Genomic DNA, 21,258 nt, shown 5'->3' on the forward strand with positions numbered 1-21,258 from the left:
GGCGCTTTTTTCACCGACCGACGACGCCGCCGGGACGACATTCGAGGGCAATTCCGAGGTTTTCTCGAGAGCCGCCATGGCGCGCCCGATCTGGACCGGAACGTTGTCGTTCGGTCTGCTCAACATCCCGATCAAGCTGATGACCGGCGAACGCCGGGTCGACCTGCACTTCCGCATGCTCGACAGCCGCAACAACGCGCCGATCCGTTACGAGCGCGTCAACGCCGAGACCGGCGAGGAAGTGCCGTGGAAGGAGATCGTCAAGGCCTTCGAGTACGACAAGGGCAGCTACGTCGTGCTGGAAGAGGGCGACATCCAGGCCGCCTCGCCGGACCACAAGGAGACGGTCGACATCGACACCTTCGTCGACGCCGACGCGATCGGCCCGGAGTTCTACGAGAAGCCGTACGTGCTCGAGCCCGGCAAGAAGGCGGAGAAGGGCTACGTGCTGCTGCGCGAGGTGCTCAAGCGCACCCGGAAGGTCGGCATCGGACGGGTGGTGATCCGCACCCGCGAGTACCTGGCGGCGGTGATGCCGCGCGGCGACGCGCTGCAGCTGGTGATCCTGCGCTTCGCCCAGGAACTGGTCGATCCCGAGGAGTACAAGCTGCCCGAGGGCAAGCTGGACAAGTGGAAGATCAGCGCGCGCGAACTGGAGATGGCCCAGCAGCTGATCGAGTCGATGAGCTCGGAGTGGAAGCCGGACGCCTACCAGGACGATTTCCGCGAGCGCCTGCAGAAGGTGATCGAGAAGCGGATCCGCGGCAAGCAGACCGTGCGCACGCCGGCCGCCGAGGAGGAGGGCCTGCCGGAGAACGCGGCGACCAACGTCATCGACTTCGGTGAGCTGCTCAAGCGCAGCCTGGAGAAGAAGGGCGCCAAGCCGGCGGCGAAGACACCGGCGCGGCCGCCGGCGAAACGCGCCGCGCGCAAGGGCCCGGCCAAGAAGCGCGGCAGCCGCAGCAGCAGCGCCTCATGAGAACCACCGCCACGGCCCCCGACGCAGCGCGTTCCGGCGCCGCCGATGCGGTGCGGCCGGGGCGCCCCGGCGCGCGCCGCCTGACCAGCGCCGAGCGGGTGGTCTACCCGGAGCTCGGCGTGACCAAGGGCGAGGTCGCCGCCTACTACCGGCAGATCGCGCGCTGGCTGTTGCCGGAGCTGATCGAGCGGCCGCTGTCGCTGCTGCGCTGCCCGGACGGCGTCGAGGGCGATTGCTTCTTCCAGAAGCATCACGCCGACGCCTTCGGGCCGCACGTGCACGCGGTCGAGTTGCGGGAGAAGCGCGGCCGCGACGACTACTTCTACGTGCGCGACATCGACGGCGTGCTCGCGCTGGTGCAGATGAACGCGATCGAGTTCCACGTCTGGGCCGCGCGCCACGATGCCCCGGAGCAACCCGACCGGGTGGTGTTCGACCTCGATCCCGGCGAAGGCGTGCCCTGGGACCAGGTGCGGGACGCCGCGCGCGAGGTGCGCGACGCGCTGGCCGGGCTCGGCCTGCGCAGCTGGCTGCGCCTGTCCGGCGGCAAGGGCCTGCACGTGGTGGTGCCGCTCCGGCCCGGCCCGAGCTGGACCGAGGTCAAGGCGTTCAGCGAGGCCTTCGCCGGGCGCCTGGCCGAGCAGGCGCCGGAGCGCTATCTCGCCAGCGCGAGCAAGGCCGAACGCGCCGGGCGGATCTTCGTCGACTGGCTGCGCAACACCCGCGGCGCCACAAGCGTCGCCAGCTGGTCGCTGCGCGCGCGCCCGGGCGCGCCGGTGGCGATGCCGCTGCGCTGGGAGGAACTGGCGCGCACGTCGGGTGCCGCCGCCTACGACCTGCGCCGCGCGCTGCGCCGCGCGCGCGGCCTGCGGCGCGACCCCTGGGCCGGGTTCGCGCGCACGCGGCAGACGCTGCCGACCCTGTCCTGAGCGCCGCGCCGCGGCGTACTCCGCCCGAAGCGGCCGCGCGCGCGGCGGCAGAGTCGTGCCTCGCCGCGCTGGACCGGCGGGCCCTTGCCTGCCCGCGCCGCGCACCGGCTCGGCTTCGCGCCGCCTCGCGGGCGCAGGCCCGGGGAACGCGCCGCGCATCCCGCACCCGCGCAGGACGCGCCCGCGCACATCCATCCACACGGCGCGGCGCGGAGCTTCAGGCACCGGTCTGGCTGTGCGGCGCCTCCACCGGCTTGGATTGCGGCGAGTCGTGCTGGCGCAGCACGATCGAGAGCATCACCAGCGCGAACACCGCGAGGAATTCGCTCTGCCAGTTCTGGAACGACTCGAACCAGAACTGCGGGTCAGCCAGATAGGCGAGATGGCTCGGCACCGCCTCGCCGTTGCGGCGCATCTCCTCGGCGTTCTGCTCCCAGCTGCCCAGCCAGTGGCCCACGAAGGCGCAGGCGAACAGGCCGAGCAGCGCGATGGACAGCGAGTTCTCGTAGAGCTTGCGCACCCAGCCGCCGACTTTCACCGGCCAGGGCGTCGGCCCCGGCTCGATCTCCGGCGGCGGCTCCTTGCCGAACGGCCGCGACTCCGCCGAACCCCACTGCCGCAGCCAGACCGTCAGCAGCACGTAGACGCCCATCTGCAGGAATTCGCTCTCCCAGTTCTCGAACGTGGCCGAGACGAACTGGCCCTCGCCGAAATACTGCAGCCAGCCGACCGGCGGCTCGCCCTCGGCCAGGCGCTCGCGGTTGAGCACCATGCGGCCGCTGATCGCCTGGCCGGCGAAGCTGGCCAGGAACAGCGCCAGCAGCACCAGCGACAGCCCGTTGCGGCGCACGAAGCCCGGCGCCTCGGACACGCTCTCACCCTCCATCCTGGCCTCCGCGCCGCCGCTCAGTGGCGCTTCTTCAGCAGCGACTCGCGCTGCTGCTGGGCGCGGATCGCGTCCACCACGGTGTCCGCGTGCTTGACCTCCTCGGGCGGCGGCAGCACCGCGGGCACGCCGAGCGACTGCAGCCACAGTTCGCGGCTCCAGCCGGCGGTGTGGTAGAGGTGGTGGTTCTCGTCGGGCACGACCTCCTCGTACGCGGCGAGCAGGGTCTTGCCCTCGGCGCCGCCGAGATGCTCGGCCAGGCGGCCGATCAGGCTCCAGTTCTGGTGGTCCTTGGTCTCGGCCAGGACCACGCATTCGCTGGCGACCAGCTCCGCCGCGGCCGGATCGCCGGCTTCGCGCGCCATCCGCATCGCCTCGACCAGCGACTCGCCCAGGTGCGCGACCACCTCGCGCCCGGGCGTCTTCCGCGCCGGGTCCAGGCCGAGTTCGTCGAACACGCCCAGCAGGATGTCGCGATGGCGGCGGGTCTCCTCCAGGTATTCCTGCCACTCCTCGCGCAGGTCCTGGTTCACGGCGCATTCGATCGCCGTCTCGTAGACGCGGATTCCGCCGAGCTCGGTTTCGAGCGCCTGGTAGAGCAGCTCCTGCACCTGCGCGGGATCGTGGGACTTGCGGGCCATATGCATTCTCCTTCGTGGATACGTCGTGACGCGGCGCGGCCGCGCACGGCCGACCTTCCCCGAAGCCTAGTTCCGCAACGGTGAAGGACGCGCAGCGCCGGCATCACGCGCTCTTATCGCGGCGCGCGGGTATCGTCGTCGTGAACGCCGCATGCGTGCGCAGCCGTCATGGAGGCCTCATGTCGACGCAAGACCGCAAAGATCCGCCGATCGACCGGCGCGACCGCGAGGCGCCGCGCGAGAGCGACCGCGAGCGCGAGCGCCGCAAGCAGCACGAAGACGAGAACCAGGACGAGGCGCTGGAGGAAACCTTCCCCGCCAGCGACCCGGTCTCGCCGTTCGTCCCGGCCAAGGCCCCGGAGTGACGGCGCAGGCCGGGCGCACGGTCCGGGGAGGCAACGCCGTGGCGCACGGGCGTGCGACGGACGCGCGCGGCCTGGTCGTGGAATTGCAGACGCTGGCGCGGCCGCCGGATTCGCACGAGGCCGCCACGTTGCGCTGGATCGCCCGGCGCCTGGCCGCGCTGCTCGGCTACGACTACGCCGGCGCGCACGCGGCCGGGGCGCGCTACGACGTGCCGCCGTACTTCGTGCCGGACGCCACCCTGACCTGGACCGAAGCGCAGCGGCTGGGCATCTTCGCCGAGCGCCAGCTGTTCGGCGGCGTGGTGCCGCATGCGTTCGTAGCCGCCAAGACCGTCGGCCACCGGCTGCTCGAGGACGCCGAGGCGGTGCCGCCGGGCTGGGCGCCGCGGGCGGCCGCGGCGCTCGCGGGCGCCACGTTGACCGGCTACGCCGCGTTCTCGCCGGCCGACGCGCGCCGCGCCTGCGCGCGGCTGGCCGCCGCCGGCCACCGCGTGCGCTTCAAGCCCGGCGGCGGACTCGGCGGGCACGGCCAGCGCCGGATCGCGTCGGCCGACGCACTCGACGCCGCATTGGCCGAACTGGGGCCGTCGCTGCTGCAGCGCTACGGCGTGGTGCTCGAGCAGGACCTGGACGAGGTGCTGACCTACAGCGTCGGCCGGGTGGCGGTGGGCGAGCTGCGCATCGCCTATTGCGGCACGCAGCGTCAGGCGCCCGGGGCGGACGGGCGCACCGTCTACGGCGGCTCCACGCTGCTGTGCGTGCGCGGCGAGCTGCACGACCTGCTCGACGCGGACCTGCCGCTGCCGGACGAGCGCCGGCGCGCGGTCGAGCTGGCGCTGCGCTACGACGCCGCGCTGCAACGCGCCTACCCGGCCGTGTTCGCTTCGCGGCGCAACTACGACGTCGCTTTCGGCCGCACCCCGGACGGCGCGCCGCGCTGCGGCGTGCTCGAGCAGTCCTGGCGCGTCGGCGGCGCCACCCCGGCCGAGCTGCTCGCGCTGGAGGCCCTGCGCGACGCGCCGCATCGCCGTTGGGTCCGCGCGCGCTGCCACGAGATCCCGCAACTGATCGAGCCGCCGGCGCGGGCGGCGGTGTCGTTCCGCGGCATCGACGCGACAGCGGGGCCGCTGACCAAGTACGCGATCGTGGACACCGATGGAGATCCGACTCGAGACGATTGAACTGGCGGTCGAGGACGAACGCATCTGCGGCACCGTGCTCGCGCCCGCCACCGAGATGCCCGGCGTGCTGTTCGTGCACGGCTGGGGCGGCAGCCAGGAACACGACCTGGCGCGCGCGCGCGAGGCCGCGGGCCTGGGCTGCGTCTGCCTGACCTTCGACCTGCGCGGCCACGAGCGCACCGCGCAGGCGCGCGAGCGCATCACCCGGCCGCAGAACCTCGCCGACCTCACCGCCGCCTACGACTGGCTCGCGGCGCAACCGCAGGTCGATGCGCGGTCGATCGCGGTGGTCGGCATCAGCTACGGCGGCTACCTGGCCGCGCTGCTGAGCGCGCAGCGGCCGGTACGCTGGCTCGCCCTGCGCTCGCCGGCGCTGTACCGGGACGAGGGCTGGGAACTGCCCAAGCGCCAGCTGCACAAGGCGCAGGATCTGCGCGCCTACCGCCGCAGCCGCATCCGCTGGCAGGACAACCTGGCGCTGCGGGCCTGCGCGGAGTACCGCGGCGACGTGCTGCTGGTCGAGGCCGAGCACGACGAGACCGTGCCGCACCGGGTGATCGAGAACTACGCCGCGGCGTTCCACCGGGCCCGCTCGCTGACCCGGCGCATGATCGGCGGCGCCGACCACGGCTTCACCGACAAGCCGGCGCAGAAGGCCTACACCGCGGTGCTGATCAACTGGCTGACCGAAATGGTGGTCGGCGCGCGCGAGGACGCCGCGCAGTCGCGGCTGAGCGAGCGCAAGCGGGCCAATACGGGCGGATAGGGGCTTCGCGGCTCCGCGCGGAGGGACGCGGCTCGGCCGGAAGCGCCCCCCCGTCCGTGTTGCCCATCGCCGGCGCTGCCCGGCTCGCGGACGCGGCACCCTTGGCCCGCCATCCCCGCGGAAGCGAGGGGCCGCTGAAGGGCGGCGCCATCCCGTCTTTCGCGCAGGCCTGACCCGACCGGCACCCCGGCAAGCGCCGGCATGACGCCGCTCTCCCGTCGCCCATGGCCGGCGATGCGGCGGGGGCGATCGGGCGGTTGCGCAGATCGAACGTGGCGCAAGACGCTGGATTTCCGCTTTCGCGGGAATGACGGCCGCCCGGCCGCGGGAACGACGACGTGGCGTGGTGCGCTCAGCCGTACGGCCCGCCCATCACCGGCAGCACGATGCCGTTGATGTAGCTGGCGCACACCGGCGAGGCCAGGAACACGTAGGCCGGGGCGAGCTCCTCCGGTTGCGCCGGCCGCGCCATGTCGCTGGACTGGCCGAACTTCGCGGTCTCCTCCGGCGGGCGGTCGGCCGGGTTCAGCGGCGTCCACACCGGCCCCGGGGCGACGGCGTTCACGCGGATGCCGCGTTCGAGCAGGTTGCTCGCCAGCGACTTGGTGAAGGCGTGGATCGCGCCCTTGGTGGCCGAGTAGTCGAGCAGCTGCTTGTTGCCGAACAGGCCGGTCTCCGAGCCGGTATTGATGATCGAGGCGCCGCGCTCCAGGTGCGGCAGCGCCGCCCGGGCCATGTGGAAGTAGCCGCCGATGTTGGTCAGCAGGGTCTCCCGCAGCTGCTCGTCGCTGAGGTCCTCCAGGTCGGTGACGTGCTGCTGGAACGCGGCGTTGTTGACCAGCACGTCGAGGCGGCCGAACGCCTCCACCGTGCGCGCGACCGCCTCCGCGCAGAACGCCGGGTCCTTGACGTCGCCGGCGATGGCCAGGCAGCGCCGGCCTTCGGCCTCGACGTGCTCGGCGGTGACGCGCGCGTCCTCGTGCTCGTCCAGGTAGACGATGGCCACGTCCGCGCCCTCACGCGCGAACAGCACCGCGACCGCGCGGCCGATACCGGAGTCGCCGCCGGTGATCAGCGCGGCCATGCCCTCGAGCTTGCCGCTGCCGCGGTAGTCCGGGGCCTCGAAGCGCGGCGCCAGCGCCAGCTCGTGCTCGTTGCCCGGCTTGCGCAGGTGCTGCGCCGGCATCGGGTTTTCCGGCTGTTCGCGCGCGCCGGCCTGCACCGGCTTCTTCTTCGCGGCCTGCTTGGCGGGCGCCTTTTTCTTCTCGCGCTCGTCGGCCTGGCGCTGGAGTTCGCGCTGGCGCTGGGCGGTGCGCGAGGCGCCCTGGGCGGGACGGGCGGCGCCCCGGGATGCGGTCTTGTTCTTGCTGGCTTTGGTGGCCACGGCGGCTCCTCGTGCGTTGCGTCCGATTCGTGACGCCCGAGCCTCGCATCGCGGCCGCTAAACCCGCGTCAATCACCGCCGTGCGCGCGGCGGCGAACAGCGCCGGCTCAGCATGGTGAAAGCGGGATGAGCCCGCTCGATCCGCCGCGTCGCGTCGACCTTCCGCCGGAGGCACGAACGGACTGTCGAGCGCAATCGGGTCGCTACTGCCTTCCCGGTCTCTCGCAGCGCCGCTTGGCAAGCCTCCTGGGCGCGCATCAACGCCTGCCTCATCCGCCGGCGCTTTCGACGGGCTTCGCCGAAGCCCATGGAACGCGCCTGCGCGGCGACGGATTGGGCCCGTGGCCGCCGCCGGGTTGCGCCTGGCGCCGGCGACACCTCGGGCCTGAGGCCGTTGCAGGCGAACCGCTCGTCCGCTTCGGTCTTCGCGCACCGGTTCCGAGCGGTCGTTGGCGCCACCGCTGCAAGAGCCCGCGCCCGGGGCGGCATAATCGCGGCAGACTCGGAGGTGGCGATGCACGGCGGCGGTCTCGAATTGGCGTTGGTGTTCCTGTTGGCCGCGGTGATCGCGGTGCCGGTGTTCCGGCGCTTCGGGCTGGGCGCGGTGCTGGGCTATCTCGCCGCCGGCGTGGCGCTGGGGCCGTACGGGCTCAAGCTGGTGCCCAACGCCGACAAGGTGCTGGCCGCGTCCGAGATCGGCGTGGTGATGATGCTGTTCGTGATCGGCCTGGAGCTGTCGCCGGCGCGGTTGCGGGTGATGCGCAAGCCGGTGTTCGGCGCCGGCGGCGCGCAGGTGGCGCTGTCCGGGCTGGCGCTGGGCGCGGCGGCGATGTTCCTCGGCCTGGGCTGGAAGACCGCGCTGGTGATCGGCCTCGGCCTGGCGCTGTCGTCGACCGCGGTGGGGTTGCAGCTGCTGTCCGAGCGCAAGGCGCTGACCGCGGACTACGGCCGGCTTGCGTTCGCGATCCTGCTGTTCCAGGACCTGGCCGCGATCCCGCTGCTGGCGGCGATCCCGCTGCTCGGCCTGGCGCAGGCGCCGGACGCCGGGATGGACTGGCGGGTCGCGGCCAAGGCGGTGCTGGCGATCGCGCTGGTGGCGTTGGGCGGGCGCGTGCTGCTGCGCTACCTGTTCCGCGCGGTGGCGCGCACGCAGATGCCGGAGGTGTTCACCGGCGCGGCGCTGCTGACCGTGCTCGGCACCGCCTGGCTGATGCAGAGCGCCGGGCTGTCGGCGGGCCTGGGCGCGTTCCTGGCCGGGGTGCTGCTGGCCGACTCGCAGTACCGGCACGAGCTGGAAGCGCAGCTCGACCCGTTCAAGGGCCTGCTGCTGGGCCTGTTCTTCATGGCGGTCGGCATGACCATCGACCTGCGCCTGGTCGCGGCCGAGCCGCTGCCGATGTGCGCGCTGGTGCTGGGACTGATGGCGGTCAAGTTCGCGCTGCTGTACGCGGTCGGGCTGCGCCCGGGCGGGCTCGACCGCCGCGAGGCGCTGCAGCTGGGCGCGGTGCTGGCGCTGGGCGGCGAATTCGCGTTCGTGGTGTTCAACGAAGCGCTCAAGGCCGGGCTGATCGACGCCGCGCTGCGCGCGCGGCTGGTCGCCGCGGTCGGCCTGTCGATGGCGCTCACCCCGCCGCTGCTGTCGCTGGTGACGCGCGCGATCGAACGCGGCGCGGGCAAGGCGCCGCCGCGCGCCTACGATGCGATCCCCGACCACCAGCCGCAGGTGCTGATCGCCGGCTTCGGCCGTTTCGGCCAGATCGTCGCGCGCCTGCTGGTGGCGCAGAAGATCCGCTTCATCGGCATCGAGCACAGCGCCGACCAGGTCGACTTCGTGCGCCGCTTCGGCAACCCGGTGTACTACGGCGATCCGGCGCGCGCCGAGCTGCTGCGCTCGGCCGGCGCGGCGGAGGTCAAGGTGTTCGTGGTCGCGATCGACAACGTCGCCGACAACGTGCGCACGGTGCGGGCGATCCGCCGCCTGTACCCGCGCGCGAAGGTGCTGGCGCGGGCGCGCGACCGCCGCCATGCCTGGGAGCTGATGGACCTGGGCGCGCACGCGGTCCGCGAGACCTTCCATTCCAGCCTGCGGATCGGCGAGCAGGTGCTGGTCGAACTGGGCCTGCCCGAGGACGTCGCCCACGACCACGCCAAGCGCTTCCGCGAGCACGACGAACGCCTGCTCAACGCGCAGTACCTGATCCACGACGACGAGACCGCGCTGGCGCAGTCCGCGGCCGAGGCGCGGCGCGAGCTGGAGCAGCTGTTCGACGCCGACCGCGGCGAGGGCCTGCTGGGCGAGATCGCGCGCGAGGAGCGGGAGGCGAAGAGCGAGAGCTGAGAAACGGGAGGCGGGGAACGGGACGCAGGCGCCGCCGCGCCCGCGTTCCCCACCCTGGCGCCTGTTTCCTGATCGCCCGCTTCAGCGCGGTTCGCGCAGGAAGCGCGCCATCGACACGCCCTGCTCCGGTGCCGGCGGCGCGAATTCGGCGGCGATGTCGACGAAGCCGCGCATCACCGCGATCTCGCGCGGGGTGCGGTTGAGGGTGTCGCGGCGATCCGGGTCGGCGCCGGCGCGCAGCAGGAACTGCACCGTCCGCAGCAGGCCGTGCAGCGCGGCCAGGTGCAGCGGGCCGAAGCCGCGCGGGTCCTGCGCGTCGAGCGAGGCGTCGTTGTCGATCAGCAGCTGCAGGCCGGCGATCAGCACCTCCTCGTCGGCGGCGGTGCCGGGCTCGGCGCGCGCGCCCAGCAGCAGCAGCAGCGGCGTGGCGCCGCCGGCGGCGCGGTCCGGCTCGGCGCCGGCCAGCAGCAGGGTGTCGAACAGCGCGACCAGGCGCGAGCGCTCGCGCGCGCCGAAGCCGTACATCGCCGCGCAGTGCAGCGCCTGGCGGCCCTGCGCGTCGCAGGCGTGGATGTCGGCGCCGGCGGCGAGCAGGCGCGCGGCCAGGTCGGTCAGGCCGAGCGCGCTGGCGACCATCAGCACGGTCAGGCCGCCGGGCAGGCGCTGCTCCAGCGGCGCGCCGGCGGCGAGCAGGCGATCGACGATCTCGACGTGGCGCATGCTCACCGCCGCCGACAGCGGCGTGGCGCCGGACGCGGCGGCGCGGGTCGGGTCGGCGCCGCGCGCGAGCAGCAGGTCGACCACGGCGCGGTGGCCGCCGCCGGCCGCGCGCAGCAGCGCGGTGCAGCCCTGCGCGTCGGTGGCGTCGACCGGCAGGCCGAGCTCGAGCAGGCGGCGCACCGCGTCGGCGTCGCCGACGATCGCCGCCGCGGGCACGTCGGGCTCGCGCAGCGGACGGCGCGGCAGCGGCCAGCCGCGCCAGTCGAGCCAGTCGGCCAGGTCGCGCCGGCCGGAGGCCAGGGCCACGCCCAGCGGCGTCTGCCCGTCGGCGGCGCGCAGGTCCGGCGCCGCGCCCGCGGCGACCAGACGCCGGAGCATGCCGTCGCGGCCGAGCGCCGCGGCCAGGTGCAGCGCGCTCATGCCGTGGCCGTCGCGCACGTCCGGGTCGGCGCCGGCGGCGAGCAGGCGTTCGAACAGGCGCGCCCAGCCCAGCCGCACCGCCAGGGTCAGCGGCGGGTCGCCGGCCGGCGACGGCGCGAACGGGTCGGCGCCGCGCTCGAGCAGCTCCAGCGCCACCGGCTCCAGTTCGCGCGCGGCGGCACCGCCGGTGCAGCAGGCGCCGAGGAAGCGGGCCAGGCCACCGGCGCCGGCGGGCGACAGGCCGCGCCGCAGCAAGGCCTGCAGCGCGGGCAACGCCGGCCGGCCGCGGCCGAGCAGGGCGAACAGCGGGGTGTCGCCGGCGGCGTCGCGCGCCTCGGCATCGGCGCCCTGCGCCAGCAGCCAGTCGATCCGCGCCGGCGCCGCGAGCGCGTCCGCCTCGTGCAGCAGCGCGCCGAGCTCGGCCGGCGACAGCAGCCGGGCGAGGCCGCGCAGCTCCTCGCCGCGGCCGTCGCGCAGGCCCTCGCGCAGCAGCTCGGCTGGGGCGCGGTCGGGCAGCGGCGCGTCGAGGTCCGCGGCGTCGCCGAATTCGTCGGTCAGCGCCGCGGGCAGCGGGTAGGCGCGATCGAGCGCGCTCACCAGCGCCCAGCGCCCGGCCTCGGCGGCGCGGTCGACCGCGCGCTTGCCTTCGGCGTCGCGCCGTTCCGGATCGACGCCGAGCGCGAGCAGCTTCTGCACCAGCGCCGGGCTCGCGCGCTCGCCCTGGCAGGCCAGCAGCAGGGCGCTGCGGCCGCGCGCATCGACCGCGGCGGCGGCATCGGCGCCGCCGCGCGGCAGGTGTTCGAGCAGGCGTTCGAGCACCGCCAGGTGGCCGCCGTGCGCCGCCTCCAGCAGCGGCGTGCGGCCTTCGCCGTCGCGCGCATCGGCGTCGGCGCCGGCGGCGAGCAGGGCGGCGGCGATCTCCGCGTGCCCGGCATGGGCGGCCTCGTGCAGGGCGCTGCGGCCGCGCGCGTCGCGGGCATCGACCTTGGCCCGGAACTTGAGCAGCAGGTTGACGCCGGCCGGGTCGTCCTCCTCGCCGCCGGCCGCGGCGAGCAGTGCCGGCTGGCCGCCCGCCGGTTCCGGCTTGGCGCCGCGCTCGAGCAGGAACTTGGCCAGGCGCCAGTTGCCGACCGAACAGGCCACGCCCAGCGGCGACAGGCCGTCGCGGTTGAGCGGATCGAGCTCGGCCGCGGCGTCGCGCAGCAGCGCGGCCACGCCGGGGTCGGTGCTGCGCGCCGCATGATGCAACGGGGTGTTGCCCTCGGCATCGGTCAGGCGCGGGTCGGCGCCGTTGGCGAGCAGGGTCATCACCGCCTCGGGCCGGCCGTGCCAGCTGTCGCGGGTCGCGGCCAGCAGCGGGGTCATGCCGGCGTGGGCGGCGTTGAGGTCGACGCCGCGGGCGATCAGCGCGCGCAGCAGGCGCAGGTCCGGCAGCACCGCGGCGAGCACGGCGAGGCTGCGCTGGTCGCGGTCCTCGGCCGGCGGCGGCGCGTCCACGTCGGCGCCGAGTTCGATCAGTTCCAGCGCGCGGTCGACCCGGCCGGCGCGCGCGGCGGCGTAGAGCGCGGGTTCCAGCGGCTCGTCGAGGCCGGGCGGCGGCGCGTCGATCGCGGAGTCGGCGGCGTCGAGCGCGGCGAAGCCCGGCAGCGGTTCGGCCGGCGCGACCCGCTGCAGCCACAGGTGCAGCGCCGGCGCGAGCAGCGCCAGCGCCGCGGCCAGGGCCCATCGCACGCCGCCCGCGAGCAGGCCCGGCCAGGCCAGCAGCACGATCGCCGCGGCGGGCGCCAGCACCGCCGCCGCCACGCCGAGCCCGCGCCACGCGCCCAGGTCCAACGCCGGCAGCGCCTGCCAATGTTCGCGCAACGGCCCGCCCTCGCGTTCCAACCCGCGCCACAGCGGCCACAGCCGCCACAGCGCGAGCAGGGCCAGGCCGACCGCCGCGCTCAGGCCGAGCGCGGCGCCGAGCGAGCCGGTGCGCAGCAACGCCGCCAGCGGCCAGGCCGCGGCCAGGCCGAAGCCGGCCACCGCCGCCGCCCACAGCCCGGCCAGCGCCAAGCCGTCGCGGCGCCAGGCGGCGTGCCCCGTCGCGTCGCGGTCGCGCAGCCCGCGCAGCGCCAGCGCATAGGCCGGCTGCGCCAGGGTGCCGGCGAGCGCGGCCACGGCACCGCCGAACCCGGCGAGCAGGCTCAGCAACAGGCCGGCGGCGGCCGCCAGCCCGGCCCAGGGCAGCGCGCGAGCGGCGGCGGCGCGCGGACGCGTCGGCTCAGGCATCGGGGCCCCAGTCCTCGGTCAACGGATCGTGCGCGGTCGGCGGGAACTGCAGATGGAAGCCGCGCGCGGCCAGGTTCGCGCGCACCACCGCCGCGTCCTCGCGGGCGAGCTTGCGCTCGGGCGTCAGCGCCACTTCGAGCACGAACTGCAGCCGGCCCAGTTGCGTGCGCAGTGGCTCGGGCAGGCGCGCGAAGTCGTCGCGCGCGGCGAGATAGACGTAGGTGTCGGCCTTGCGGAGGCTCTTGTAGACGTAGGCTTGCATCGCTCGGGGCAGCGCGCCCGGGGGAAGGCGCGGCGTGATCTCGCGCACAGCATACCCGCGGCGATCCGGGATTGGGCGGCGGGAAGCTGAAGCTGGACGGCGCGGGCGCCGGCGTCACCGCGGGAGGAACCGGAGGGGGGGAACCTGGAACGGGAGGGCGGCGCGGCGACTTCCTCTCGCGTTCCTCGCCGCTTCCCGCTTCTCGTTTGGCTACCCGTTCCTTCCCCCCGCGCTTCCCCGCTCAATGCCGGTAGCCGGCATCCGCGACCTTGCCGCGGAACACCCGGTACGACCAGTAGGTGTAGCCGAGGATCGCCGGCAGCAGCACGACCACCCCGACCAGGACGAAGCCCTGCGAGACCGCGGGCGATGCCGCCTCCCAGATGGTCAGGCCCGGCGGCACGATGTACGGCCAGAGGCCCAGCACCAGGCCGACGAAGCCGAGGAAGAAGAAGCTCAGGGTGAGCAGGAACGGCGCCATGTCGCGGCCCTCCCGGCACGCCGCGCGCCACAGCGCGAACGCGTTGAGCAGCGCCAGCAGCGGCACCGGCGCCAGCCACCAGAAATTCCCGCCTTCGAACCAGCGCGCCATGATCCGCGAGTCCAGGAACGGCAGCCAGGCGCTGACCAGGCCCATGAACGCGACCACCACCAGCACCAGCGGCCGCGCCAGGGTGCGCGCGATCTGCTGCAGCCGCCCCTCGGTCTTCAGGATCAGCCAGGTCGAGCCGAGCAGCGCGTAGCCGAACATCAGCGCGACGCCGGTCAGCATCGAGAACGGGCTGAACCAGCCGAACGCGCCGGCCACGTACTTGCCCTCGCGCAGCGGCATGCCCTCGACCAGCGCGCCGAGGATCACGCCTTGGGCGAACGCGGTCAGCATCGAGCCCAGGGCGAAGGCGGCGCCCCAGGCCGGCTTGCTGCGCTGGGCCTTGAAGCGGAACTCGAAGGCGACGCCGCGGAACACCAGCGCGATCACCATCAGCAGCACCGGCAGGTAGAGGCCCGACAGCACCACCGCATAGGCCTTCGGGAACGCCGCCAGCAACCCGGCGCCGCCGAGCACCAGCCAGGTCTCGTTGCCGTCCCAGATCGGCGCGGCGGTGTTCATCATCTGGTCGAGCTGGCGCTCGTTCTCGGAGAACGGCGCCAGGATGCCCAGGCCGAGGACGAAGCCGTCCAGCAGCACGTACATCAGCACGCCGAAGCCGATCACGCCGAACCACACCACCGGCAGCGCGGTCTGCAGGTCCATCACGCGCCCTCCCGCGCCGCAGCCTCGTCTTCGAGGCTTTCCTCCGGCGCCGACAGCGGCCGCGCCGGGGTGCGCTCGCCGTGCTCGCTGCGCGGCGGCGGCTCGTGCGGCACCGGCCCCTTGCGCACCAGCCGCCGCAGGTACCAGGTGCCGGCGCCGAACACCACCGCGTACACCAGCACGTAGACGATCAGCGAGGCCAGCACGCTGGGGGCGCGCAGGATCGGGCTGACCGCGTCGGCGGTGCGCAGCAGGCCGTAGACCACGTACGGCTGGCGGCCGATCTCGACCACGTACCAGCCGGCGAGGATCGCGACGAAGCCCGACAGCGTCATCCAGCGCCAGCCCTGCAGCACCGCGCGCGATTCGAACAGGCGCCCGCGCCGCCACGCCCACAGCGACGCCAGCGCCAGCGCCAGCATCGCCAGGCCGAGCCCGACCATCACCCGGAACGCGTAGAACACCGGCGCCACCGGCGGCCGCTCGCCTGGCGGCACCGCCTTCAGCGGCGGGATCTCGCCATCGAGGCTGTGCGTGAGGATCAGGCTGCCCAGCCGCGGGATCGCGATCTCGTGGTCGTTGCGTTCCCCGGCCTCGTTGGGCACGGCGAACAGCACCAGCGGCACGCCTTCGCCCTTGGGCTTGTGCTCCCAGTGCGCCTCCATCGCCGCGAGCTTGACCGGCTGGTAGTCGCGCACCTTCAGCCCGTGCAGGTCGCCGACCACGACCTGCGCCGGCACCGCGATCGCGGCGAACAGCACCGAGGCCTTGAGCATGCGCCGCGCCGCGTCCAGGTGGGCGCCGCGCAGCAGGTACGAGGCCGACACGCCGCCGATCACGAAGCAGGTGGTGATGAACGCCGCCAGCACCATGTGCGCCAGCCGGTACGGGAACGACGGGTTGAACACGATCGCCCACCAGTCGACCGGGTGGAACACGCCGTCGACGATCGCGTGCCCCTGCGGCGTCTGCATCCAGCTGTTGGCGGAGAGGATCCAGAACGCCGAGATCAGCGTGCCCAGCGCGACCATGCAGGTGGCGAGGAAATGCAGCTTCTCGCTGACCCGGTTCCAGCCGAACAGCATCACGCCGAGGAAGGTCGCCTCCAGGAAGAACGCGGTCAGCACCTCGTAGCTGAGCAGCGGCCCGAGCACGTTGCCGGCGCGTTCGCTGAGCACCGCCCAGTTGGTGCCGAACTGGAAGCTCATCACGATGCCGGAGACCACGCCCATGCCGAAGGACACGGCGAAGATCTTGGTCCAGAAGAAGAACAGGTCGCGCCACAGGGGGTCGCGGGTGCGCAGCCAGCGCCATTCGACGAAGGCCAGCCAGCTCGCCAGGCCGATGGTGAAGGCCGGGAACAGGATGTGGAACGACACCACGAAGCCGAACTGGATCCGCGACAACAGCAATGCATCCACGGTCGATGCTCCCGATTCGCCGGCGGCAGCCTATAGCCTGCGCCGCGGCGCGTTAATTGGACAAAACGACCACCGGGCATGACCGATAGCCCAAGCCGATGGCGCCGCGCCCTGCTACCCTGCGCCGGCTTTCGCTCCCTCCCGGCGCAGCGGGGAGGGCCGGAGGGTGAAGCGCACATCGGCGATCCGACGCGCGATCGCGGCGATCCACTTCGCCTCTCCCGGCGTCCCTGCGAGCCAGGGAAGAGCGGGCGTCCCTTCCGCAATCCATCGTCCCTCCATGCGCCCAACCACGCTTGCCCTCGCCTTCGCCCTCCTCGCTCCCGCCGCGCACGCGCAGACGCCGATCACGCTGGACCAGACCATGGCCGATCCCGATTGGATCGGCCCGCCCGTGGAGCGGGCGTGGTGGGCCTGGGACGGCCGCCGCGTGCAGTACGCGCTCAAGCGCGCCGGCAGCAACATCCGCGACACCTGGCAGCAGCCGGTCGACGGCGGCGCCGCCGCGGTGGTCGACGGCGCCGCGCGCGCCGACCTCGACGCGGCCGCGCCGGCCTACGACGCGCAGCGCGCGCGCATGGCCTTCGTGCGCAACGGCGACGTGTTCGTGCGCGACCTGCGCAGCGGCGCGCTGACCCAGGTGACGCGCACCGACGCCGCCGAGTCGCGCCCGCAGTGGAGCCTCTACGGCGACCTGGTGTTCCGCGCCGGCAACGACTGGTACCGGTGGCGCGCCGGCCAGGGCGTGGCCCAGGCCGCGCTGGTCAAGGCGGAGAAGGACCCGGCCGCGCCGCCGAAGGCGGACGACCTGCGCGAGCGCCAGCTGGCGATGATCGCCACCCTGCGCGGCGAGCGCGAGCGCCGCGAGGCGCTGCGCGCGCAGGAGGAACAGTGGCGCCGCGCCGACCCGACCCGCGCCCCGGCGCCGGTCTACCTCGGCGACGAGGTCAAGATCGTCGACAGCGCGCTCTCGCCCGACGGCGCCTGGCTGCTGGTGGTGACCGAGCCGAAGAACGGCGACGCCGGCCAAGGCGGCAAGATGCCCAAGTACGTCACCGAATCGGGCTACGAGGAGTTCGAGGAAGTGCGCACGCGGGTCGGGCGCAACCCGCCGCTGCCGCACAAGCTGTGGCTGGTCGACGTGGCGAACGGCAAGACCAGCGAGCTGAAGTTCGACGCGCTGCCCGGGATCGGCGACGACCCGCTCGCGGCGCTGCGCAAGGCGGCCAAGCAGGAGCCGCTCGAGGGCGAGCGCCCGGTGCGGATCGAGACCGACGGCGACGGCACCGGCCCGGCGATCCACTGGAGCATGGACGGCCGCAACGTCGCCGTGCTGGTGCGCGCGATCGACAACAAGGACCGCTGGATCGCCGGCGTCGACCTGGCCAAGGGGCGCCTGGTGCCGCGCGACCGCCTCACCGACGCGGCCTGGATCAACTGGAACTTCAACGACTTCGGCTGGACCCCCGACGGCGCGCTGTGGTTCCTGTCCGAGCGCAGCGGCTGGTCGCACCTGTACCTCAACGAGAACGGCCGCACCCGCGCGCTGACCTCCGGCAAGTGGGAGGTGTCGGCGCCGCAGCTCGGCGCCGACGGCCGCACCTTCTACTTCGTCTGCAACCGCAGCTGGCCGGGCGACTACGAGGTCTGCGCGGTCGACCGCGACGGCGGCGCGGTGCGCGAGGTGACCGCGCTCGACGGGGTCGAGGACTTCGCCCTGTCGCCCGACGGCGGCAAGCTGCTGGTGCGCCATTCCGACAGCTACCTGCCGCCGCAGCTGGCGGTGCTGAACGCCGACGGCAGCGGCCTGGTCCAACTGACCGACACCCGCACGCCGCAGTTCAAGGCGCGCGAGTGGATCGAGCCCGAGTACGTGCAGGTGCCGAGCAAGCACGGCGCCGGCACGATCTGGGGCAAGTTCTACGGCCCGAAGAACCCGGAGCCGGGCCGCAAGTACCCGGTCGTGATGTTCGTGCACGGCGCCGGCTACCTGCAGAACGTCAGCGACCGCTATCCGAACTACTTCCGCGAGCAGATGTTCCACAACCTGCTGGTGCAGCAGGGTTACATCGTGCTCGACCTCGACTACCGCGCCAGCGAGGGCTACGGCCGCGACTGGCGCACCGCGATCTACCGGCAGATGGGCCACCCGGAGCTGGAGGACTACCTGGACGGCCTGGACTGGCTGGCCGCGAACAAGCAGGGCGACCGCGACCGCGCCGGCATCTACGGCGGCTCCTACGGCGGCTTCATGACGTTCATGGCGCTGTTCCGCGCGCCCGGCACGTTCAAGGCCGGCGCCGCGCTGCGGCCGGTGACCGACTGGTCGCAGTACAACCACGAGTACACCAGCAACATCCTCAACACGCCGACGCTGGACCCGGAGGCGTACAAGCGCTCCTCGCCGATCGAGTACGCCGACAGGCTGCAGGACCACCTGCTGATCGCCCACGGCATGATCGACGACAACGTGTTCTTCAAGGACTCGGTGATGCTGGCGCAGCGCCTGATCGAGCTGCGCAAGGACAAGTGGGAGCTCGCGCCCTACCCGATGGAGCGGCACTCCTTCGTCCACCCGGACAGCTGGTACGACGAGTACCGCCGCATCTACGAGCTGTTCGAGCGCACCTTGAAGTGATGGCGCGCCGGCGCGGCCAACGCGCGCCGGATTGCTAGAATGCAGGCGCCGGGCCGCTCGCCCGGCGCTTTTTTTATCGGAACCCCACTCGCTACCCGGACGACGACATGGATGCATTGGACAGGCTCTTCCTCGCCCTCGGCGGCGCGCTCGCGCTCGGCTTCGCCGCGCAGGCGCACGCCGCCGCGCCGCTGGCCTGCGGCGAATACCGCAGCACCGACGCGGACGACCAGCGCACGCTGGTCGTGCTCAACGAACAACAGGCGCTGGTGCGCGCACCCGAACGGGCGCCGCAGCGCTACCTCTACCAGGCCCGGGGCAAGCGCCTGTATCTGTACGATCTCGACGACGGCCACGCCAGCGAGTACAAGCTCGAACGCGGCGGCAAGCAGCTGCGCGCGCAGGAGGGCATGGACGGCAGCTACCGCCTCGCCGAGGCCGCGGCCTGCCAGCCGGTGCGGCTGCCGCCGCCGGGCGAGTGCCGCGCCGACCTCGCCGCCTGCTTCGAGCGCGACGACGCCGATGCCGACGCCCTGCGCGGCTGGTGCGAGGAGGGCATGTCGTTCGCCTGCGTGCGGATGATCGACGGTTGGGCTCCGTCCGGAGACGAGGCGAGGAAGCGCTCCTACGAGGCGGAGTTCCCGGAACCGGCGGTGTGCAAGGAAGGCACCCGCCAGTTCGATGCGCAGGCCTGCGAGCAGGCGGCCAAGGAGGCGTTCGGCCAGATCATGGCGAAGGAGCTGGCCGACATCGCCGGCGAGCTCAACTCCGATCCCAAGCCGCTGCCGGCGGCGCGGCTGGACGCGCTGCCGGCGCTGTGCGCGCGCGACGGCTCGGCCGCGGTCTGCAACAAGGCGGCCGAGGCGCTGTGGGACGGCGGCCGCTACCTGCCGGCGCGCGACGCGCTGCAGGTCGCCTGCGAACGCGGCGGCGATCCGCAGGCCTGCGAGCTGGCCGCGCCGCTGGCCGGCCTGGACGCCGCCGCGCTCGCCGCCAAGCCGGCCAAGGCCCTGCCCTGCGGCGCCTATGCCGGCAACGGCCTGATCGGCGACCTCAATTTCGGCGATCGCGGCCTGGTCGAAGCCGGCGCCGCGACGGTACTGCGCGCGCGGATCGAGAACGGCGACATCCGCATCCGCCACGACAAGGGCGGCGACTTCGTGCTGAAGCCGGTGGCGGGCGGGCGCCTGCTCGGCGTCGACAGCTGGAACCGGTTCGCCGTGTACGAGGCGCAGGGCAAGGCCGGCCGCTGCGCGCCGCCGGTGGCCTACAAGGAAAAGCCGCTGGCGCTGGACTGCCCGGTGCTGAAGGAAGGCGACGCCGAGGCCTGCTGCCAGCGCGGCAACCTGCACGGCTGCAACAGCCTCGGCAACCAGCTGGCGCTGGACGGCGACTGGGCCGGGGCCAAGGCCCAGTACCTGAAGCTGTGCCGGCAGGGCGTGCGCGTCGGCTGCGAGAACCTGCGCCAGGTCTATTCCGAAGGCGGCGACGAGAGCGTGCCGGAGGACCTGCACAAGCTCTGCGCCAAGGACGCGCGCCACGTCGCCTGCGACGTGCTCGAAACCACCCAGTGGGAGCTGCTCGGCTTCGCCAACGCGCTGCGCCAGGCCGCCGAGGAGCTGGAAGCGCAGGAAGCCGGCGGCGACGGCGAGGAAGACGCCGGCATGGAGTGAGCGGCGGCTGCCGCACGCCGGCGAGTCGCAACCGGGGCGCCTGCGGGCGCCCCGAGCGTGTGCGCGCCGTAGAATGCGCGCCATGAACGCCGCCGCACCCGCCGCCGATTTCGACGCCGTCCACCACTATCTCGTTTCCCTGCAGGACCGCATCTGCGCCGCGATCGAGCGGGCCGACGGCGCCGCGCGCTTCCGCGAGGACGCCTGGACCCGCGCCGAGGGCGGCGGCGGCCGCACCCGCGTGCTGCGCGAGGGCGCGGTGTTCGAGCAGGCCGGGATCGGCTTCTCCGACGTGTCCGGCAGCACGCTGCCGCCGTCGGCGAGCGCGGCGCGGCCGGAGCTGGCCGGCGCGGCGTGGCGCGCGGTCGGCGTGTCGCTGGTGTTCCATCCGCGCAATCCGTATCTGCCGAGCACCCACGCCAACGTCCGCCACTTCCGCGCCATGCGCGACGGCGAAACCGTCGCGTGGTGGTTCGGCGGCGGCTTCGACCTGACCCCGTTCTATCCGTTCGACGAGGACGTGCTGCACTGGCACCGCACCGCGCGCGCGCTGTGCGAACCGTTCGGCGGGCAGGCGCGCTACGACGCGCACAAGCGCTGGTGCGACGAGTACTTCTTCCTCCGGCATCGCGGCGAGACGCGCGGCGTCGGCGGGCTGTTCTTCGACGACCTGCACGAGGACTTCGAGCGCGACTTCGCCTACCTGCGCGCGGTCGGCGACGGCTTCCTCGACGCCTACCTGCCGATCGTCGAACGCCGCAAGCACGCCCCGTACGGCGAGCGCGAACGCCGGTTCCAGCTGTACCGGCGCGGCCGCTACGTCGAGTTCAACCTGGTGTTCGACCGCGGCACCCTGTTCGGCCTGCAGTCCGGCGGCCGCACCGAGTCGATCCTGATGAGCCTGCCGCCGCTGGTGCGCTGGGAGTACGGCTACGCGCCCGAACCCGGCAGCGCGGAGGCGCGCCTGGCCGACTACCTGCGCCCGCGCGACTGGCTGCGGGAGGCGGGCGGCTGATCCAGTCGCGGTACTCCCGCGCCGTGGCCGAGGCCGGCGCGAGCGGGCACGGGATCCGGCGGCCGCCCCGGCCTGGCAACGCCGCCGGGTGGAAGCCGAATGCGCACCCGGCCG

The 21,258-nt window shown here is 73.5% G+C and carries 16 protein-coding genes; 9 read left to right on the top strand and 7 right to left on the bottom strand.

The genetic code is table 11. The annotated features are described in order from the left end of the window. The first annotated feature begins 76 nt into the window (after positions 1-76). Together ku and ligD are read left to right on the top strand one after the other, a co-directional pair. A complete protein-coding gene (ku, locus tag EDC50_RS08420) occupies positions 77-979 on the top strand; it encodes a non-homologous end joining protein Ku (protein ID WP_123770034.1) in 903 nt (300 codons plus the stop codon). After that, entirely contained in the window at positions 976-1,908 is a 933-nt protein-coding gene (ligD, locus tag EDC50_RS08425; protein WP_123770035.1) for a non-homologous end-joining DNA ligase, read from the top strand. Before ku ends, ligD begins: the two co-directional genes overlap by 4 nt. A 217-nt stretch (positions 1,909-2,125) precedes the next feature. Here the strand turns inward: ligD and EDC50_RS08430 are convergent, their stop codons facing one another. Beyond that, the gene (locus EDC50_RS08430) at positions 2,126-2,794 is read right to left on the bottom strand and encodes a DUF6766 family protein (RefSeq protein WP_123770036.1); all 669 of its coding nucleotides are present in this window, start codon (positions 2,792-2,794) and stop codon (positions 2,126-2,128) included. Positions 2,795-2,814: 20 nt separating this feature from the next. Then, positions 2,815-3,435: a ferritin-like domain-containing protein gene (locus EDC50_RS08435; RefSeq protein ID WP_123770037.1), complete on the bottom strand. Its 621-nt coding sequence runs from the start codon at positions 3,433-3,435 to the stop codon at positions 2,815-2,817. 179 nt (positions 3,436-3,614) lie between these two features. Between EDC50_RS08435 and EDC50_RS08440 the strand changes: the two genes are divergently transcribed. The 3 genes from EDC50_RS08440 to EDC50_RS08450 are packed head-to-tail and all read left to right on the top strand — an operon-like array spanning position 3,615 to position 5,747. Further along, a complete protein-coding gene (locus EDC50_RS08440) occupies positions 3,615-3,800 on the top strand; it encodes a hypothetical protein (RefSeq protein WP_123770038.1) in 186 nt (61 codons plus the stop codon). A 38-nt stretch (positions 3,801-3,838) separates the two neighbouring features. Beyond that, positions 3,839-4,981, top strand: coding sequence for a DUF3182 family protein (locus tag EDC50_RS08445; RefSeq protein ID WP_158635689.1), 1,143 nt, complete (start codon positions 3,839-3,841; stop codon positions 4,979-4,981). Continuing rightward, the gene (locus EDC50_RS08450) at positions 4,956-5,747 is read left to right on the top strand and encodes an alpha/beta hydrolase family protein (protein WP_123770040.1); all 792 of its coding nucleotides are present in this window, start codon (positions 4,956-4,958) and stop codon (positions 5,745-5,747) included. The genes EDC50_RS08445 and EDC50_RS08450 overlap by 26 nt, the downstream gene beginning before the upstream one ends. Positions 5,748-6,099: 352 nt before the next feature. On the opposite strand, the gene EDC50_RS08455 is transcribed toward EDC50_RS08450, so the two are convergent. Then, positions 6,100-7,131 (bottom strand): SDR family oxidoreductase, encoded by a 1,032-nt coding sequence (locus EDC50_RS08455; RefSeq protein WP_170167605.1) that lies wholly within the window; start codon positions 7,129-7,131, stop codon positions 6,100-6,102. A gap of 514 nt (positions 7,132-7,645) precedes the next feature. Between EDC50_RS08455 and EDC50_RS08460 the strand changes: the two genes are divergently transcribed. Continuing rightward, positions 7,646-9,469 carry a monovalent cation:proton antiporter-2 (CPA2) family protein gene (locus tag EDC50_RS08460; protein ID WP_123770042.1) on the top strand — a complete coding sequence of 608 codons (1,824 nt, stop codon included), beginning with the start codon at positions 7,646-7,648 and terminating at the stop codon, positions 9,467-9,469. A gap of 81 nt (positions 9,470-9,550) precedes the next feature. Here EDC50_RS08460 and EDC50_RS08465 read toward each other — a convergent pair whose 3' ends face one another. The 4 genes from EDC50_RS08465 to EDC50_RS08480 form a co-directional block, all read right to left on the bottom strand. Beyond that, positions 9,551-12,880, bottom strand: coding sequence for an ankyrin repeat domain-containing protein (locus tag EDC50_RS08465; protein ID WP_123770043.1), 3,330 nt, complete (start codon positions 12,878-12,880; stop codon positions 9,551-9,553). Continuing rightward, positions 12,873-13,142, bottom strand: a complete 270-nt coding sequence (locus EDC50_RS08470) for a YcgL domain-containing protein (protein WP_123770044.1) — start codon at positions 13,140-13,142, stop codon at positions 12,873-12,875. The genes EDC50_RS08465 and EDC50_RS08470 overlap by 8 nt, the downstream gene beginning before the upstream one ends. Before the next feature lie 241 nt (positions 13,143-13,383). Then, a complete protein-coding gene (gene cydB, locus EDC50_RS08475) occupies positions 13,384-14,397 on the bottom strand; it encodes a cytochrome d ubiquinol oxidase subunit II (RefSeq protein WP_123770045.1) in 1,014 nt (337 codons plus the stop codon). Continuing rightward, positions 14,397-15,818 (bottom strand): cytochrome ubiquinol oxidase subunit I, encoded by a 1,422-nt coding sequence (locus EDC50_RS08480; protein ID WP_123770046.1) that lies wholly within the window; start codon positions 15,816-15,818, stop codon positions 14,397-14,399. Before EDC50_RS08480 ends, cydB begins: the two co-directional genes overlap by 1 nt. A 280-nt stretch (positions 15,819-16,098) precedes the next feature. Between EDC50_RS08480 and EDC50_RS08485 the strand changes: the two genes are divergently transcribed. From EDC50_RS08485 to hemF, 3 genes are all read left to right on the top strand, one after another. Continuing rightward, positions 16,099-18,456, top strand: coding sequence for a S9 family peptidase (locus EDC50_RS08485; RefSeq protein ID WP_123770047.1), 2,358 nt, complete (start codon positions 16,099-16,101; stop codon positions 18,454-18,456). A 107-nt stretch (positions 18,457-18,563) separates the two neighbouring features. Continuing rightward, the gene (locus EDC50_RS08490; RefSeq protein WP_123770048.1) at positions 18,564-20,129 is read left to right on the top strand and encodes an acylphosphatase; all 1,566 of its coding nucleotides are present in this window, start codon (positions 18,564-18,566) and stop codon (positions 20,127-20,129) included. Positions 20,130-20,211: 82 nt separating this feature from the next. Next, the gene (hemF, locus tag EDC50_RS08495; protein WP_123770049.1) at positions 20,212-21,144 is read left to right on the top strand and encodes an oxygen-dependent coproporphyrinogen oxidase; all 933 of its coding nucleotides are present in this window, start codon (positions 20,212-20,214) and stop codon (positions 21,142-21,144) included. Positions 21,145-21,258 lie beyond the last annotated feature (114 nt).

The organism is Vulcaniibacterium tengchongense, assembly GCF_003814555.1.
In the GTDB taxonomy this organism is placed as follows: Bacteria; Pseudomonadota; Gammaproteobacteria; order Xanthomonadales; family Xanthomonadaceae; genus Vulcaniibacterium; species Vulcaniibacterium tengchongense.

Bases quoted from the DNA above. Each gene is read 5' to 3' on its own strand.
- ku (WP_123770034.1), top strand. From the start codon at position 77: ATGGCGCGCCCGATCTGGACCGGAACGTTGTCGTTCGGTCTGCTCAAC.
- ligD (WP_123770035.1), top strand. From the start codon at position 976: ATGAGAACCACCGCCACGGCCCCCGACGCAGCGCGTTCCGGCGCCGCC.
- EDC50_RS08430 (WP_123770036.1), bottom strand. From the start codon at position 2,794: ATGGAGGGTGAGAGCGTGTCCGAGGCGCCGGGCTTCGTGCGCCGCAAC.
- EDC50_RS08435 (WP_123770037.1), bottom strand. From the start codon at position 3,435: ATGGCCCGCAAGTCCCACGATCCCGCGCAGGTGCAGGAGCTGCTCTAC.
- EDC50_RS08440 (WP_123770038.1), top strand. From the start codon at position 3,615: ATGTCGACGCAAGACCGCAAAGATCCGCCGATCGACCGGCGCGACCGC.
- EDC50_RS08450 (WP_123770040.1), top strand. From the start codon at position 4,956: ATGGAGATCCGACTCGAGACGATTGAACTGGCGGTCGAGGACGAACGC.
- EDC50_RS08460 (WP_123770042.1), top strand. From the start codon at position 7,646: ATGCACGGCGGCGGTCTCGAATTGGCGTTGGTGTTCCTGTTGGCCGCG.
- EDC50_RS08465 (WP_123770043.1), bottom strand. From the start codon at position 12,880: ATGCCTGAGCCGACGCGTCCGCGCGCCGCCGCCGCTCGCGCGCTGCCC.
- EDC50_RS08470 (WP_123770044.1), bottom strand. From the start codon at position 13,142: ATGCAAGCCTACGTCTACAAGAGCCTCCGCAAGGCCGACACCTACGTC.
- cydB (WP_123770045.1), bottom strand. From the start codon at position 14,397: ATGGACCTGCAGACCGCGCTGCCGGTGGTGTGGTTCGGCGTGATCGGC.
- EDC50_RS08485 (WP_123770047.1), top strand. From the start codon at position 16,099: ATGCGCCCAACCACGCTTGCCCTCGCCTTCGCCCTCCTCGCTCCCGCC.
- EDC50_RS08490 (WP_123770048.1), top strand. From the start codon at position 18,564: ATGGATGCATTGGACAGGCTCTTCCTCGCCCTCGGCGGCGCGCTCGCG.
- hemF (WP_123770049.1), top strand. From the start codon at position 20,212: ATGAACGCCGCCGCACCCGCCGCCGATTTCGACGCCGTCCACCACTAT.